Origin of the sequence: Dactylosporangium sp. NPDC005555 (assembly GCF_040605635.1) — a bacterium.
GTDB lineage: Bacteria > Actinomycetota > Actinomycetes > Mycobacteriales > Micromonosporaceae > Dactylosporangium.
In genome coordinates, this window is sequence record NZ_JBEXDG010000090.1 from 15,315 (window position 1) to 30,905 (window position 15,591).

Consider the following 15,591-nt stretch of genomic DNA (forward strand, 5'->3'; position numbering starts at 1 on the left):
CGGTGCCGCGGCCGCGTTGTCACCCTTCGCGGCCGCGGCGCCGGATGTCAGTTGTATACGACGGTCACCTGCTGCAGGACGATGCGGGTCTTCGGGACGCCGTCGTCCGGGCCGTTGCCGCCGGGCGTGACGCCACCGGCGGCGACCTTGTCGATGATGTCCATGCCCTTGGTGACCGTGCCGAGCCGGGTGTAGTCCGCAGAGAGGGGCAGGTTGTCGGCGTAGTTGATGAAGAACTGACTGCCGCTCGTGCCCGGCTGCTGGGTGCGGGCGATGGCCACCGAGCCGCGGAGATAGCCGGCGCTGGTGCCGAGGTTCTCCTCCGCGTACTGGTACGCGGGGCCGCCCGTGCTCGTGCCGGACGGGTCGCCGCACTGCAGGACGAACAGACCGGCCGTCGTGAGGCGGTGGCAGGCGGTTCCGTCGAAGAACTTCTTACCGGCCAGGTAGCTGAAGCTGGCCACCGCGCACGGGGCGGCCTTGGCGTCCATCGCGATCTCGACCGCGCCGAGGTTGGTGGCCAGGGACATGGTGGCCTTGGCCCCGCTCGGGACCGCGGCCGGGGGCGTGCCGACGTCCTTGACGCTCGCCCCGTTGCCGGAAGGGACCGGCATCCAACGGCACGCGCCGCCTGCCTGCGACGGTGAATCCGACGCGGCGATCCGCCGGGCGACCTGCGGGGCGGACGACGGCGTCGCGGTGCAACCGCCGACCAGCGACACGAGCGCCACCGCGCACAGCAGGGCACGAGAACGACAGATCATGCGTGCACGGTACGACACCGCGGGATTTTGAGGAGTGCCCGTCCCGCCGCGGTGGTTCGGGGCGTTTCAGGATGCGGGCGCCGCGCCGGGGCCGGGCAGGACGTCGATGTCGGTGGCGCGCATCGGCTCGCCGCAGTGGGAGCAGCGCAGTTCGGCGCGGGCGATCTCGCCGCAGGCGTGGTGGCGGTGCAGGACCGGCGGGCCGGCGTCGCCGGCGGTCCAGCGGTCGCCCCAGCCGACCATCACCAGCAGGAGGTCGCAGAGCTCCCGGCCCTTGGTGGTCAGCACGTACTCGTGGCGCGGCGGGCGGCCGGAGTACTGGCGGCGCTCCATGACACCCTGCTCCACCAGCCAGGCGAGGCGCTGCGCGAGGACCTTGCGGGAGATGCCGAGGTCGTCCTGCAGCTGGTCGAAGCGGTTGATGCCGACATACACGTCGCGCAGGATCAGCGGCGACCACGGTTCGCCGATGACGTCGAGGGTACGAGCGATGGAGCACGCCATGCCGGCGAACTGGGTGCGCTGCATACGCTCATTCTAGGCACGTGGGTTCCCTCAGGAGACTCTGTGCGATAGGGTTCCTTCAGGGAACCTAGTGATGGAGGTCATCATGGCCCGGCCCGAAATCGTCACGGCCGAGGAGTGGCAGACGGCGCGCGACGCGCTGCTGGTCAAGGAGAAGGAGCTCACCCACGCCCTCGACGCGCTCGCCGCGCAGCGCCGCAGGCTGCCGATGGTGCGCCTGGACAAGCCCTATCGATTGGTGGCTCCCGACGGTGCCGACGCGAGCCTCATCGACCTGTTCGCCGGCCGGCGGCAGCTGGTGATCTACCACTTCATGCTGGAGCCCGGTCAGGACTGGTTGTGCACCGGCTGCAGCACCTTCACCGACAACCTCGCCGAGCACTCGCAGGCGCACCTCGGCGCCCGTGACACCCGGCTGATCCTCATGGCCCGCGCGCCGCAGGCGGAGATCGAGCCGGTCCGGCGCAGAATGAGCTGGACCGTGCCGTGGTATTCCAGCCACGGCAGCGACCTCCACGACGACCTGCGCGTCGACGGCTTCGCTCTCAACGTCCTGCTGCGGGACGGTGACGAGGTCTTCCATACGTACGGCACCACCGCGCGCGGCGTCGACCGGCTGCGCCTGGACTTCAACCTGCTCGACCTGACGCCCCACGGCCGGCAGGAGGCCTGGGAGGACTCGCCGCCCGGCTGGCCGCAGACCCCGACGATGCGATGGCTGCGCCCCCACGACGAATACGGAGACCACCATGCCTGAGCTCGCCGCCGACGTCGCCCGTCTGGTCGAGGACGTCAACTACGCACACATCGCGACGCTGCTGCCGGACGGCTCGCCGCACTCGGTGCCCGTCTGGATCGACCGCGAGGGCGACCGGGTCGCGATCCTCACCGGGCCCGGATCCCGCAAGGCCCGCAACGTCGCCCACGACCCGCGGGTCGCCATCTCCATCACCGACCACGCCCAGCCCTACTCGACGGCGCTGATCCGTGGCCGGGTGACGGAGGTCCTCGACGGCGATGACGCCTGGCGCATCATCGACCGCATCTCCACCAAGTACACCGGCGGGCCCTATCCGCTGCGCACCGACCGGGTCGTGCTGCTCATCGAGCCGGACCACGCGCAGGCGCAGTCGTTCGGGTAAGGGCAGTCCACCCGGATCCTCCTCACCGGCGCGAGGTGGTGCGCACCCGTGTAAACCGGTTGCGGGCACCGCTGTGCGCTGATTTGCTGGAAGCGTCTTGTCCGAACGTCAGAGGAGTCAGGGATGCGAGCTGCGTCTGTGTTCACCCAGATGGCCATCACTGCCTATCTCGAGGACCTGACGCCCCTTGCGCACCCTGAATCTCGGCATCCTGGCGCACGTCGACGCCGGTAAGACCAGCCTCACCGAGCGGCTCCTGCACGCCGCCGGTGTCATCGACGAGCCCGGCTCGGTCGACGACGGCAACACGCAGACCGACACGCTCGACCTCGAACGCCGGCGTGGCATCACCATCAAGTCGGCCGTCGTGTCGTTCACCGTCGGCAGCGATCCACCGGTCACCGTCAACCTCATCGACACCCCGGGCCACCCGGACTTCATCGCCGAGGTCGAGCGGGTCCTCAGCGTGCTCGACGGCGCGGTGCTCGTCGTGTCCGCCGTCGAGGGCGTCCAGGCGCAGACCCGGATCCTGATGCGGACCCTGCGCCGGCTGCGCATCCCGACGATCGTCTTCGTGAACAAGATCGACCGGGCCGGCGCGCGTGGCGACGGCATCCTCCGTGAACTCGCGGAGCGCCTCACCCCGGCCATCGTGCCCATGGGCGCCCCGACGGGGTTGGGCACCCGTGCCGCGGATTTCGCCACGGCACCGGCGGCGCTCGACGTCCTCGCCGAGCACGACGCCGGCCTGCTCGCCGCGTACGTGGACGGCGCCGTCGTCCCGCCCGGTCGCGTGCGGGCCGCCCTGGCCGCGCAGACGGGCCGCGCCCTCGTGCACCCCGTCTACTTCGGCTCGGCGATCACCGGTGCCGGCCTCGACGCGCTCACGTCCGGCATCCGGGCATTCCTGCCCGCGGCCGCCGGCGACGCCCGCGCTCCCGTGTCCGGCAGCGTCTTCAAGGTCGAGCGCGGTCCCGCCGGGGAGAAGATCGCGTACGTCAGGATGTTCGCCGGGACCGTCCGGCTGCGCGAACGCGTACACCTGCCGAGCGGCGACGAAGCGAAGGTGACCGGCATCGCCGTGTTCGACGACGGCGGCGCGACCGGGTCGACGGTCCTCCCGGCGGGCCGGATCGGCAAGGTCTGGGGCCTCGGCGGCATCCGGATCGGCGACGCGCTCGGCACGCCCAGGCACGGCACCGGGGCGCACCATTTCGCGCCGCCGACCCTCGAGGCGGTCGTCGCGTCGGTACGCCCAGCCGACCGTGGCCCGCTGTACGCGGCCCTCACCCAGCTCGCCGAGCAGGACCCGCTCATCGACGTCCGCCACGACGACGTGCGCGGCGAGACGTCCGTGTCGCTGTACGGCGAGGTGCAGAAGGAGGTCGTCCAGGCCACCCTCGCCGAGGAGTACGGCATCGACGTCACCTTCCGCGACACCACGACGATCTGCGTCGAGCGCCCCTCGGGCACCGGCTCGGCGGTCGAGGTCGGCCAGAAGGACGGCAACCCGTTCCTCGCCACGATCGGCCTGCGCGTCGACCCGGCACCCGTCGGCGCGGGCGTGACGTTTCGCCTCGAGGTCGAGGCGGGCGCGATGCCGGCCGCGTTCTTCGCCGCCGTGCAGGACACCGTCACCGCCACGCTCCGGCAGGGCCTCTACGGCTGGAAGGTCGACGACTGCACGGTGACGATGGTCCGCTGCGGCTACTGGCCCCGGCAGAGCCACGCCCACCAGCAGTTCGACAAGAGCATGTCGAGCACCGGGTACGACTTCCGCAGCCTGACGCCCCTGGTCCTGATGACCGCCCTGCGCCACGCCGGCACCGTGGTGCACGAACCGGTGCACCGCTTCCACCTGGAGGCTCCCGCCGACCAGCTCAGCGCCCTCCTCCCCGTCCTGTCCCGCCTGCGCGCGGCACCGACGTCGACGACCACGCACGGCACGACCTGCGTCCTCGAGGGCGGCATTCCGGCGGCGAGGGTCCACGAGCTCCAGGTCCGGCTCCCCGGCCTGACCCGCGGCGAAGGCGTCCTGGAGTCGACGTTCGACCACTACGACCCGGTCACCGGCCCACCCCCGACCCGCCCCCGCACCGACCACAACCCCGTCGACCGCGACGAGTACCTGCTCCGGGTGGTCCGCCGCGTCACCGCATGAACCCCCCTTCCGTCCTCGTCTTCCTCCTCGTCGACGCGGAGGAAGACGAGGACCTGCCGGACTTCCCTCCCGGCAGGGCATCGGCACTGCAACGCCTCGGATCGGGCTGACGGCGCCACCGGAGTTGTCCAGGGATGTTTGTCCGACCGGTGCCGCTCTGCCGGACAACGACGGACGAACGCATCGTCAGAAGGGTCGCGGCGGACAGCGCCGCGCGTCTCACGAAAGGGACAAGCCTTGAATCGACTCTCCCGGGCGCTCGCCGCCCTGCTCGTCACGACGGGCCTGGCCGTCGGTGCCGCGGCACCCGCACACGCGGCGACCGACCTGCCGTACCCCACCAAGATCATGCGGGTCGCCGGCGGCGACTGGGCGGACGGCACCGGCGTACGTGCGATGAAGAACGCCGCCGGTCAGCAGATCGGCTGGTACGAGATGTGGGTGGACTACTGGCACATGTCGGCGTACTCGGTCGAGGTCACGATCTGCGTGTGGGACACGCTCGGCAACGGCCGTGGAGTCATCGCGCGGGTCATGGCCAAGCACGGAACGAACTCCAGCACGGAGATCGACCGGGGCAAGTTCAAGGACGGCGGCTGCGTGACCGTCTACGAGGACTTCAGCCACCCGATCTGGGGCGTGGACGTGGACCACGGCGAGACCTGGGCCGGCACGCCGTACCAGTACACCGGCAAGTACGACCGGTACGTGGTGTTCAACCCCACCAAGCCGAGCGTGCCCGGCTTCCGCTGACCTGACGCTCCTCCCGGGCGGTGGCCGGCTCCGCGGGCGTGCGGGCCCGGCCACCGCGCACATGGCACCGACATCGAACGGGATCACGGGCCTGACTCACGACGGGCGGGCGTCGAATTGGGCGCGGGCGTCGAAGACGCGGTCCATGTGCGTCTCCGCCCAGTCCTTGATCGCGATCATGACCGGGAACAGCTCATGGCCGAGCGGGGTGAGCTCGTAGTCGACGCGGACCGGCACCGAGGCGGTGACCGTGCGGGTGACCAGCCCGTCGCGCTCCAGCGTCCGCAGGGTCTGGGTGAGCATCTTCTGGCTGACGCCGGCGATGCGGTGGCCGAGCTCGCCGTGCCGCTGCGGGCCGCCGGCGAGCGCCGGGATCACCAGCGCGACCCATTTGTCGGTGAGCCTGCTCAGCAGCTCACGGGTCGGGCAGCCGTCCAGGAACGCGTCGTAGTCGCGTTTGGCCTGTTCACGGCGCTGTGCCGCGGTCGTCGTCCCCACTGTTGCCTCCTCGGTGCGCTACGCACTTCGCGGTACCTACTTTCTCACAGTGCCCATGGTTCGTACGGTCGTGGTGATCACGAGATCCCACGAAGGAGACGGCGATGCGCGCAGTCAGGTACGCACGGTTCGGCGGGCCGGAGGTCCTGCACGTGGCCGAGGTGCCGGTGCCGGAGCCCGGACCGGGGCAGGTGCGGGTGCGGGTCGCCGCGTCCGTCGTGCACCCGGTCGACCTGATGATCCGCTCCGGGCGGTTCCCGGCTCCGCTGCCGACCGGTCTGCCGTACACGCCTGGCTGGGACGTGGCCGGCACCGTCGACGCGGTCGGCCCGTCGGCCCGGACGTTCCCGATCGGCGAGCAGGTCATCGGCTTCTCGCCCTGGCTGCGGACCACGACCGGCGCGCACGCGGAGTTCGTGGTGCTCGACGCCGCCTGGCTGACCTCCGCGCCCACGAGCGTCCCCGCCACCGGGGCGGCGACCCTGCCGACCAACGGCCTCGCCGCCGCCCAGGCCCTCGACCTGCTCGCGCTCCCGGCCGGTGCGACCGTGCTCGTCACCGGCGCCGCCGGGCAGGTCGGCGGGTTCGTCCTGGCGCTGGCCCGGGCGGCCGGCCTGCACGCCACGGGCCTCGCCGGAGCCGACGACCAGGCGTTCGTCGAGTCGCTGGGCGCGGCGTTCCTGCCGCGATCCGGCGATCCGGCGGGGACGTTCGACGCGGTCGTCGACCTGGCCGTGATCGGCGCCTCGCTGCTGGACCTCGTCCGGGACGGCGGCGGCTACGTGGCCGCGTCACCCCCGCTACGCCCGGAGCCGGTGCGGGGCATCCGGACCTTCGCGCTGGAGGTCCTGCCGGACGGCGCCCGGCTGGGTGAGCTGGTCGCACTCGTCGACAGCGGCGACATCCCGCTCCGGGTCGCCGGCGTCTACCCCTTCGCCGAAGCGGCGGCCGCCCACGACCGGCTGGCCCAGGGCGGCGTCCGCGGCGGCGTGGTGCTCGTCCCCTGACCCGGCCCGCTCACGAGCGCAGGCGGCGCAGGACGGCCAGGACGCGGCGGTGGCCGGTGCGGGCCTGGGGGGAGGTCCAGCTTGGTGAAGATGGCGGTGACGTGCTTCTCGACGCTGCGCTCGACCAGGTGCAGGCGCCCGGCGAAGGCGACACTGGAGCGGCCTTCGGCGAGCAGGCCGAGGATCTCGCGTCGATGCCACGCCGCCGCGGGCCACCGAGCCAGCCGGGGGAGCGCGAGGTTCTGCCGTACGGTCAGGTCCGACAGCAGGTTGTAGGACTGGAACACGAACCCCACCCGGTCCCGCCGCCAACGGGTGAGCTGCCGCTCCCGCATCCTGCTGACCTCGCGACCGGCCAGCCGGACCGAGCCGGAGCCGGGCCGGTCCAGCCCTGCAGCGCAGTGCAGCAGCGTGCTCTTGCCGGACCCGGTCGCCCCCAGGCCAATCACCGGGCCGTCGCCGCAGGCAGCCTGCTCACCAGCCGCCGCAGCTCGGGCGGCGCTCCAGCCAGCAGATCTTCGACGGACCTCCGGACCAGCCGCGACGCAACGAAGATCTCCACGTTCGTCCCATGCGCCAGCGCCTGCGACAGGCCGGCCAGCGGGGTGACGATCGCCGACTCGAGCGGCTCCGCCAGCGCGTCCAGGAAGCGGGTGTCCTCGGCGAAGACCAGGTCGACCGGGTCCCGCGCCGACCGCCGGAGCGTCACCATGTCGGCCGCCGCGACCGCAGCCGCCGCCCCGCGCCATTCGGGCAGATACGCCGGCAGCGCGAACCCGTTCATGCCGCCAGCGTAGCCAACAACCCCCTAGCGTCATGGCCGGTCGTGAATGAACCAGGTCGGCCATTTCCGGGTGGTGGGCGCGCAGGATCGGCGGACGACAACAGCTCCAGCGGGCCGCCCCGCGCCGTGATTAGCACGGGCCACCGGACCGGTGACGGGACCGGGTGGTACGCCGCGTGCCGAGCCTCAGAGAGCGCCCGGGGCGGCACCTCGTGGACCAGGACCAGAACGAAGGCGACCTCGTCCGGCGCTGTGGCCATGCTCCGAGCGTCCCCGGCAAAACCGCGTCGGGCTGCGTTCCCCGCCAACCGCTCACGAGGGCCTGCGGAACGGCAAGGCCGGAGCCCGCTGGGTCGCACCGGCCGAGCGTCATCGAGAGGTCAGCTGGTCCAACACGTGCTCCACGCGGAGCAGCGCCTCGTCGACGACCTGGTGCAGTGTGGGGAGGTTGCGTTCGAGATCTTGTCGGTACACGTCCGAGCCGATGAAGGAGGTTGCCTCCTCGAGGCTCCGGCGCATCGGCGACAGCATGGACTGCATCTGTTCGGAGATCTGCTTCGTTGCCGACCTGCTCAGCTTCGCGCGGGTGTCGGGTTGGCGCAGCGCCTTCGTGACGGACTGCTCAACGTGTCGTTTGACCACTGCGATCTGATCCCGGCCCGAGACGAAACTCATTGGATGGCCGAGAATGACCAGCGCGAGCGTCATGACGAGCCGCAGCAGAAATTGCACGGACGTTTCATCCGGTTCCGGGTTCAGCAGTACCGTCCCGCCCCGGCGGACCTCGGCTTCGATCTCGGCGTAGTCGACGAGGTCGAGCGCCGTGTGGGTGAGGCGATACTCGATCTCCTGCATTGGCATCGCAGCGTTGAAGCTGTCCGCGGCCTGTGCCAACGGGGGCCGGAGACTGTGGGCGTGATCGGCGAGGGCACGGTGGAACTCAGCATGCAGCCGGGTGCCGGTGGCCAGCATTTCAGCGAACTGAGGGGCGACCTTTGTTTCCAGCCGGGCACGGAACAGCTGAAGGATCCGCACTGAGATCCGGGTGCTGAATTCCTTGGCCAGCGACCGGCTCTGCCAGGGTTTTGCCAACCGGCCGATGGTGTGGCCGGTTGCTTCTATCGGCCGCATCAACTGAGGGACCTCATCGGCGAGCGTCATGAGCTCCTGGTCGCAGATCGACACCAGGCGGTCGATGAAGACCTGGAACGCCTTGTCGAGACGGTCGATGCGGGCCGCCTTCTCGAGCTGGACCCGATACCTGAGCTCAGTTGTGCGGTCGCTCGTCAGACGCTGCGTCACCGCGTCGACCAGTTCCGACCGTCCGCCGAGGAGCTCACCCACTTCCAGTACCGATGCGCGGGCGGCGAGAATCGATGTGGTGCCGCTTTCCGCGCGACCGGTCAGGTCGTTGATCACCTGGGTCAGTTGGGCGTGCGCCGCTTGCAGCCGCGCGTCGGGGGCATCTGTGGCCTGGACGACCTCTTCGCAGATGTCCCGGATCGGCTCCAGCAGATCGAGGATCGACCGGACGTCGACGGCAACGACGCCTCTGTCGTCGGCCCCCGGGAGCGGCACGAAGCCGACGTTGCGAACCAGGGCGATGCTAGCGCCCAGCCCCCGGTTGCGCATGTCCGGCTCGGGCAGCGACTTGGAGATGAGGCCTTCTCTCAAACGATCGAAGAGCGTTCCCATGTCCAACAGCGGTGGGCCGCCGACGACGCCTGTGGTGATGATCTGGAGCAGTTCGCCGGTAAATGCCGTGTACCGCTCGTGCGTAGGTGAAAGGGCAGGTCTTGTCGCCGCCGAAGCAGTCATCACACAGGTGTTGCCGATGGACAGTCGGGCCCCAAGATCGGCCGCTGCCATCTCATGCTGATGCGCCAGGCCGCTGTAACAACAGTCGACGATGACGATCTTGCGAATTGCTTTGGACTTCCGTACAGCGCGCCTGATGTTCTCGAACGGTAGTGCGGTGTAGGAAGCTTGGCTTTTCTCCGACGTCGGCAACGCCAGATAGAGCGCGCCGTCGCCCTCTTCGTCGGGCAGGCCGTGTCCGGCGTAATAGACGATCAACGCGTCGCGTGCCTGCTGAGCGACTGCTTCCACGCGTTCGATGGTGAGCCGCACGCTGTCGGGCCGGTCGAGCACCGCGTTGTCGAGCACCGTGCAGTTGCGTGCCGGCACACCCCACAGGCTCGACTGGGTCAGGGCGTCGCGAAGGCCGACAAGATTGTTGTCCACGGCGGGAAGCGCGTGCAGCGAGTTGTACCTTGCGGCGCCGATCAGCACCACCTGCGAGTGGTCCGTGTCCGGCAGGTCGAGTCGTAACCGCATGACTACGACTGCTCCTGCCCGCCGACGGCGGCGATGATCGCCCGGATCTCGTCGGCTGAGCCCCCCTCGATGGTGACCGTCACGTCACCCCGCTCAAGACGCGCGATCGGCACGGAGCGCCGTGGCCGCGAGTCACGCCAGGAGAGAAAGGCGACGACCAGACTGCCCAGGGCTATCGCGTTACTCGCGACGACGCTGATGACCTCGACACCACCCATCATTTCCGGCGACGGCGTCCTCATCGCCATCGACACGTCGGCGAGGCGGGAAACCTCGGGGTCCTCGAGCAGCCATCGGTAGAACGAAACCAATGCTTCCTCGTCGTCGCCCGCATCAACATTGATCTGGACCTCCACCGCTGCCCCCGGTCTATGACGGATCGCTGAGGATGTGCGATGCGCACCATACCGAATGCACTTCGATGCGCCAACGAACCAGCCAAAGGGAAAGTCCGGGTCGGTCACAACTCCGCTGCCGTCAATCCGCGACATGGCTACAGCTTCGCCTCGGGACTCGCAGCTGCGCAGTGGCGAAGCGGCCGGCTCAGGTGGAGTAGCCGGCGAGGAGGATGTCGACGGCCTCGGTGAAGCGGTGGTCGAAGTCCAGGCCGGCGCGGGTGGTGATGACCTCCAGGAGGTTGGGGAACTCAGCCGGGTCGAGGGCGTCGGCGTGCTGGTCGAGGTCGGGGTCGGAGTCCTCGTGGCCGGGGGTGCGGCCGGCCTCGGCGAGGGTGTGCCCGATCGTGAACGTCGCGATCACGTTGATGATGTCCAGGGCACGGCCCAGGGGGAGACCGGCGGCGCGCATGGCGGCCAGCCACTGCTCGGACATGCGCAGCGCGTCGGGGGAGTTCACGGGGCGGGTGGCGGCGAGCGGCAGCACGCCCGGGTGGGCGAGGAGCGCGGCGCGCAGCGAATGGGCGAACGAACGCATCCAAGGGACCCACGGACCCGAGAGGTCGGCGGACAGTTCGGCGAAGGCGTGCTCCATGACGCGGTCGACGAGGCCGTCGAGCAATGCGTCCTTGTTCGGCACGTGGCGGTACAGCGACATCGCCTCCACGCCGAGGTGGGCGCCGAGCTTGCGCATCGACAGGGCGGGCAGGCCGTGGGCGTCGACGTAGTCCAGCGCGGCGTCCAGGACGCGTTCCCGGCTCAGCCCGGCCTTCGGCGCCAACCCATACCCCCTTGACGATGCTTACATCGTAAGCAAGACTACCAGGAGTCGGCATGCTTACAGTGTAAACATGGAGGTCGGCCGTGCTCGTGCTTGCCCTGGTCCTGATCCTGGCCGCGGTCGTCTACTTCCTGGTGATGACGCTGGTCGACCTGTACCCGTTCAACAACGTGCGCGACGCGAAACGGGCGGAGCAGCGCACCGAGGTGGCGATCAACGCGCCGGTCATGGCGCTGCCCGCGGTGCTGCTCGTGGCCGGGAAGGCGCTGGACCTGCCGGTGCTCGGCTACGCCGCCGGGACGCTCGCCACCGTGTCGGTGCTGGGCGGGCTGATCCTCTGGTGGATGCCGTACCTCATCGGCCGCACCGCGCCGTGGGCGACCGCCGGCACCGGCGTCACGTGGGCGGACCTGCACGCCAGGACGTACGCGCGGACCGTCATCGTGCTGCCGCGCATCGGCGACCGGCCGCGGCCCAACCTGGAGCACATGATCCTGCACGCCCTGATGCTGGCCGCGGCCGTGTGCACCTTCGCGGCCGCATAGCAAAAGCGTGCGAAGCAGGGTAAGCAGGGTGCATGAACCACGAGGAAGTGGCCCGCCGGTCAGCGCAGACCGTGTGGGACGGCGACCTGGCCAGCCGGGCGCTCGGCATGCGGCTCGGTGACGTCTCGCCAGGGCTGGCGACGGTGCAGATGCGCGTCCGCGACGACATGGTCAACGGCCACGGGATCTGCCACGGCGGGCTGATCGCGACCCTCGCCGACAGCGCGTTCGCGATCGCGTGCAACACCTACGACGACGTGACGGTCGCCGCCGGGTTCGACGTCACGTTCGTCGCGCCCGCCAAGCCCGGCGACGAGCTGACCGCGACGGCTGCCGAGCGGGTCCGGCAGGGGCGCAGCGGCCTCTACGACGTCACCGTCCGCACCGCCGACGGGTCGGTCATCGCCGAGTTCCGCGGCCGCAGCCGCGCACTGGGAAGGAGGATCCTGCCGTGAGAGATCTGAGCCCCCGCCCGGGCGACCTGGAGCCGATCGAGACGGCGGACGTGGACGAGCTGCGCGCCCTGCAGCTGCGACGCCTCCGGTGGACGCTGCGGCACGCGTACGACAACGTGCCCCTCTACAAGAGGAAGTTCGACGAGGCGGGAGTGCACCCGGACGACTGCCGCTCGCTCGAGGACCTGGCTCGGTTCCCGTACACCAGCAAAACCGACCTCAGGGAGAGCTATCCCTTCGGGATGTTCGCCGTCCCCCGGGAGCGCATCGCCCGCATCCACGCCTCCAGCGGCACCACCGGGCAGCCGACCGTCGTCGGCTACACGCAGCGCGACATCGACATGTGGTCCGACGTCATGGCCCGCTCGATCCGTGCGGCGGGCGGGCGGCCCGGCCACCGCGTCCACGTCGCCTACGGCTACGGCCTGTTCACCGGCGGTCTCGGCGCGCACTACGGCGCCGAGCGGCTCGGCTGCGCCGTCATCCCCGTGTCGGGCGGCATGACCGAGCGGCAGGTGCGGCTGCTCGTCGACTTCGAGCCCGACATCATCATGGTCACCCCGTCCTACATGCTGACGATCCTCGACGAGCTGGACCGGCAGGGCGTCGACCCGAAGCGGCTCAGCCTGCAGGTCGGCATCTTCGGCGCCGAGCCGTGGACCGAGGACATGCGCCGCGAGGTGGAGGAGCGGCTCGACATGCACGCCGTGGACATCTACGGCTTGTCGGAGGTGATCGGGCCCGGCGTCGCGCAGGAGTGCGTCGAGACGAAGGACGGCCTGCACGTCTGGGAGGACCACTTCTACCCGGAGATCGTCGACCCGGTCTTCGACCATGTCCTGCCCGACGGCGAGCACGGCGAGCTGGTCTTCACGTCGCTGACGAAGGAGGCGCTGCCGATCATCCGCTACCGCACCCGCGACCTGAGCCGGCTGCTGCCGGGCACGGCGCGCACGATGCGGCGGATGGAGAAGGTCACCGGCCGCTCCGACGACATGATGATCCTGCGCGGCGTCAACGTGTTCCCGACGCAGATCGAGGAGCTGATCCTGCGCGTGCCGGGCCTCGCCCCGCACTACGTGTGCGTGATCGACCGGCCCGGCCGCCTCGACGAGCTGACCGTCCGCGTCGAGGCCCGCTCCGACACCATCGACGAGGCACTCGCCGGCCGGTTGAGCGACCTGGTGAAGCACAACGTCGGCGTCACCGTGCGCGTCGAGGTGCTGCCACGGGGCGCCCTGGAGCGTTCGATCGGCAAGGCGAAGCGCATCCTCGACAACCGGCCCCGATAGCGATGGCCGCGTCGGTACTGGTGCACAGCCCGCTGCTGGGCCCGGCATCGTGGGCGCCGGTGGCGGCGGTCCTGGGCGAAGGCGCTGTCGTGCCGTCGCTGCTCGGCGTCACGGACGGCCAGGGCATCGCGGCGCGGGTCGCCTCCTGCGTCGCGGCGGCGCCGGTCATCCTCGTGGCGCACAGCAACGCCGGCTACTTCGTGCCGGTCATGGTCGAGGCGCTGCGCGGATCCGTCGCGGCGTGCATCTTCGTCGACGCGGCGCTGCCCGCCCGCACCGGCCCCACGCCCGTGGTCGCGCCCGGCGTCGTCGACGAACTACGGTCCAAAATGGACGGTGACCGGCTCCCGCCGTGGACGACGTGGTGGAAGGACGCGGACATCGCACAACTCATCCCCGACCCGCTGATCCGACATGAGATCGAGGCCGAGCAGCCACGGCTGCCGGTGTCGTACTACGAGCAGCGCGTCCCGGTCCCGGTCGGCTGGGACAGCGTGCCGTGCGGATATCTCCGGTTCTCCGCGCACTACGCGGGCGCGGCGGCGGAGGCGGCGGCCCGCGGCTGGCTCGTCGAGCACCTCCCCGGCCGGCACCTGCATCAGGTCGTCGACCCGCGGGCGGTGAGCGCGCGGCTCACCGCCATGGGATCTGCGTTGACCGGCAGGAGCTGACCCGATCCCGGTCCCACCGCGGCCGCCTCCCGAAACAGGGAGCCCTACAGTAGCTGCTGACCGCCGTCGATGTCGTACGTGCCGCCGGTCAGCGCCTCGTTGGTCATGATGTGCACGGCGAGCGCGGCGACGTCGGCCGGTCCCACGACCCGCCGGATCGGCAGCGTGGCGCGCAGCTGCTCCCGGCGCTGTTCGAGGTCGCCGCCGAGCAGCTCCGCGGACAGCGGCGTGTCGACGAACCCGGCCGCGATGAGGTTGACCCGGATCGGCGCGAGTTCGAGCGCGAGGTTCGCGGTCATCGCGGGCAACGCCGCGGTGCCCATCGCCGCGAACGTCAGCCCCGGCGCCGGCCGCCGCGCGCCCGTGCCGCCCATGAACAGCAGCGTGCCGCCGGGCCGCACCCGGCCGATCGCCTGGCAGGCCACGGCGACCGGCAGCCACAGGTGCGCGTCGGACGACCGGCGGGCCTCCTCGAGGTCGACGTCGGCGATCGTGCCGTAGTACGGCCGGCCCGCGGTGACCAGCACATGGTCGGCGATTCGCGGCAGGCCCCGGAAACACCGTCCGAGCGCCTCCCGATCGGTCGCGTCGAACGCGTGGGTCTGCAGGGCGACGACGTCGGCCGCGGCCCGGGCGAGCCGCCCCGGGTCACGGCCAGTCAGGACGACGTCGGCGCCCTCGGCGTGTGCGCGCCGGGCCGTCTCGAGCCCGATACCCGAACTGCCGCCGATGACGACGACCAGCTGTCCCGCCAGTACCAGCTCACTCATGCCCGATGCTTCATCGCCGCCCGGGTGAGCCGGCATCGCCCATCGAGGGTGGTCGTCCGGCAGCATCCAGTTCTGGGTGGTCTGCCCGTGACCTCAGCCCGTCACGGCCGCGCGGAGAGTGTCGATGTGCCGGCGCCACAGCGCTTCCATCGCACTCTCGTACGAGCGTGAGTCCACTTCGTCGGCACCGGGACTGCCGGCCTCGACCTTCTCGACGTATTCGCACGTGTACTCGGACAGCGCCGTTCTCAGGGTGTCGCCGTAACAGCGCTGCTGTCCGGAATCGAGCGCTTCCCAGGTCCGAGTGGCGTCGTCGATGACCAGCCGCCGGCCTTCCTGGTCGGTCAGCCGGTTGCCCCGGAGCCCGACCGGAAGCTCGTCTTGCAGGTGCACGACGCGGCCGACGAGGGGAAGCAGCGCTATGGTGATCTCCAGCCGGAGCGCGTCACCGCGAAGGTCGTCTTGCACGATCATTGCCCTACCGCCTTCCATGTGTTCCAGGCAGCGCCCGGAAGGGTCCGCCCTGCGTCTACGGCTCCTGCTGTCCGACCCGATTGAACTCGCCACCCTGGGCGCACAGTTCCTGCCGGGTGTTCCCCGCCGGCTCCCTGCCGTCCCCTCTCTGTCAGGCTGAGATGAGACAAGCGGTCTGAAACATGGTCTGAGCAGGGCGAGTACAGGAAGTTCGACGTTGACGATGACTCGTGCCGA

Annotated in this window: 18 protein-coding genes and 1 pseudogene; 9 read left to right on the forward strand and 10 right to left on the reverse strand. The window is 70.4% G+C overall.

Features of this window, described 5'->3' with window-relative positions; genetic code table 11:
- Positions 1 to 47: 47 nt before the first annotated feature.
- Together ABZS58_RS47575 and ABZS58_RS47580 are read right to left on the reverse strand one after the other, a co-directional pair.
- Positions 48 to 764, reverse strand: coding sequence for a peptidylprolyl isomerase (locus ABZS58_RS47575; RefSeq protein ID WP_354791081.1), 717 nt, complete (start codon positions 762 to 764; stop codon positions 48 to 50).
- 66 nt (positions 765 to 830) lie between these two features.
- Positions 831 to 1,292 (reverse strand): helix-turn-helix domain-containing protein, encoded by a 462-nt coding sequence (locus ABZS58_RS47580; protein WP_354791082.1) that lies wholly within the window; start codon positions 1,290 to 1,292, stop codon positions 831 to 833.
- Positions 1,293 to 1,374: 82 nt separating this feature from the next.
- Between ABZS58_RS47580 and ABZS58_RS47585 the strand changes: the two genes are divergently transcribed.
- The 4 genes from ABZS58_RS47585 (at position 1,375) to ABZS58_RS47600 (ending at position 5,345) form a co-directional block, all read left to right on the forward strand.
- Positions 1,375 to 2,046 (forward strand): DUF899 domain-containing protein, encoded by a 672-nt coding sequence (locus ABZS58_RS47585; protein WP_354791084.1) that lies wholly within the window; start codon positions 1,375 to 1,377, stop codon positions 2,044 to 2,046.
- Positions 2,039 to 2,431 carry a PPOX class F420-dependent oxidoreductase gene (locus ABZS58_RS47590; protein WP_354791085.1) on the forward strand — a complete coding sequence of 131 codons (393 nt, stop codon included), beginning with the start codon at positions 2,039 to 2,041 and terminating at the stop codon, positions 2,429 to 2,431. The genes ABZS58_RS47585 and ABZS58_RS47590 overlap by 8 nt, the downstream gene beginning before the upstream one ends.
- Before the next feature lie 187 nt (positions 2,432 to 2,618).
- Positions 2,619 to 4,592: a translation factor GTPase family protein gene (locus ABZS58_RS47595; RefSeq protein WP_354791087.1), complete on the forward strand. Its 1,974-nt coding sequence runs from the start codon at positions 2,619 to 2,621 to the stop codon at positions 4,590 to 4,592.
- 237 nt (positions 4,593 to 4,829) lie between these two features.
- On the forward strand, positions 4,830 to 5,345 hold the full coding sequence (locus ABZS58_RS47600) for a hypothetical protein (protein ID WP_354791089.1): 516 nt from the start codon (positions 4,830 to 4,832) through the stop codon (positions 5,343 to 5,345).
- Positions 5,346 to 5,441: 96 nt separating this feature from the next.
- On the opposite strand, the gene ABZS58_RS47605 is transcribed toward ABZS58_RS47600, so the two are convergent.
- Positions 5,442 to 5,843, reverse strand: coding sequence for a helix-turn-helix domain-containing protein (locus tag ABZS58_RS47605; protein WP_354791090.1), 402 nt, complete (start codon positions 5,841 to 5,843; stop codon positions 5,442 to 5,444).
- 104 nt (positions 5,844 to 5,947) lie between these two features.
- On the opposite strand from ABZS58_RS47605, the gene ABZS58_RS47610 reads away from it, so the two are divergent.
- Complete coding sequence (locus tag ABZS58_RS47610) at positions 5,948 to 6,850, forward strand: NADP-dependent oxidoreductase (protein WP_354791092.1); 903 nt, start codon at positions 5,948 to 5,950, stop codon at positions 6,848 to 6,850.
- Here the strand turns inward: ABZS58_RS47610 and ABZS58_RS47615 are convergent.
- From ABZS58_RS47615 to ABZS58_RS47635, 5 genes and pseudogenes are all read right to left on the reverse strand, one after another.
- Positions 6,769 to 7,290, reverse strand: a pseudogene (locus ABZS58_RS47615) (ATP-binding cassette domain-containing protein); the annotation flags it as partial. The gene ABZS58_RS47610 and the pseudogene ABZS58_RS47615 overlap by 82 nt on opposite strands.
- A 5-nt stretch (positions 7,291 to 7,295) precedes the next feature.
- The gene (locus tag ABZS58_RS47620) at positions 7,296 to 7,634 is read right to left on the reverse strand and encodes a hypothetical protein (RefSeq protein WP_354791093.1); all 339 of its coding nucleotides are present in this window, start codon (positions 7,632 to 7,634) and stop codon (positions 7,296 to 7,298) included.
- Positions 7,635 to 8,003: 369 nt separating this feature from the next.
- Positions 8,004 to 9,971 (reverse strand): caspase family protein, encoded by a 1,968-nt coding sequence (locus ABZS58_RS47625; RefSeq protein ID WP_354791094.1) that lies wholly within the window; start codon positions 9,969 to 9,971, stop codon positions 8,004 to 8,006.
- A 2-nt stretch (positions 9,972 to 9,973) separates the two neighbouring features.
- Positions 9,974 to 10,462 (reverse strand): hypothetical protein, encoded by a 489-nt coding sequence (locus ABZS58_RS47630; RefSeq protein WP_354791095.1) that lies wholly within the window; start codon positions 10,460 to 10,462, stop codon positions 9,974 to 9,976.
- A 52-nt stretch (positions 10,463 to 10,514) separates the two neighbouring features.
- A complete protein-coding gene (locus ABZS58_RS47635; RefSeq protein ID WP_354791097.1) occupies positions 10,515 to 11,147 on the reverse strand; it encodes a TetR/AcrR family transcriptional regulator C-terminal domain-containing protein in 633 nt (210 codons plus the stop codon).
- A gap of 83 nt (positions 11,148 to 11,230) precedes the next feature.
- Here ABZS58_RS47635 and ABZS58_RS47640 point away from each other — a divergent pair, with 83 nt between their 5' ends.
- Genes ABZS58_RS47640 through ABZS58_RS47655 form a run of 4 tightly spaced genes read left to right on the forward strand, consistent with a single transcriptional unit; the run spans position 11,231 to position 14,110 of the window.
- Complete coding sequence (locus ABZS58_RS47640; RefSeq protein ID WP_354791098.1) at positions 11,231 to 11,692, forward strand: hypothetical protein; 462 nt, start codon at positions 11,231 to 11,233, stop codon at positions 11,690 to 11,692.
- Between the two features lie 32 nt (positions 11,693 to 11,724).
- A complete protein-coding gene (paaI, locus tag ABZS58_RS47645; protein ID WP_354791099.1) occupies positions 11,725 to 12,147 on the forward strand; it encodes a hydroxyphenylacetyl-CoA thioesterase PaaI in 423 nt (140 codons plus the stop codon).
- Positions 12,144 to 13,439, forward strand: coding sequence for a phenylacetate--CoA ligase PaaK (gene paaK / locus ABZS58_RS47650; protein WP_354791100.1), 1,296 nt, complete (start codon positions 12,144 to 12,146; stop codon positions 13,437 to 13,439). The genes paaI and paaK overlap by 4 nt, the downstream gene beginning before the upstream one ends.
- 2 nt (positions 13,440 to 13,441) lie before the next feature.
- On the forward strand, positions 13,442 to 14,110 hold the full coding sequence (locus tag ABZS58_RS47655) for an alpha/beta hydrolase (RefSeq protein WP_354791102.1): 669 nt from the start codon (positions 13,442 to 13,444) through the stop codon (positions 14,108 to 14,110).
- Positions 14,111 to 14,154: 44 nt separating this feature from the next.
- Here the strand turns inward: ABZS58_RS47655 and ABZS58_RS47660 are convergent, their stop codons facing one another.
- The gene (locus ABZS58_RS47660) at positions 14,155 to 14,880 is read right to left on the reverse strand and encodes an SDR family oxidoreductase (RefSeq protein ID WP_354791103.1); all 726 of its coding nucleotides are present in this window, start codon (positions 14,878 to 14,880) and stop codon (positions 14,155 to 14,157) included.
- A 93-nt stretch (positions 14,881 to 14,973) separates the two neighbouring features.
- Complete coding sequence (locus ABZS58_RS47665) at positions 14,974 to 15,354, reverse strand: hypothetical protein (RefSeq protein ID WP_354791105.1); 381 nt, start codon at positions 15,352 to 15,354, stop codon at positions 14,974 to 14,976.
- Positions 15,355 to 15,591: the final 237 nt, after the last annotated feature.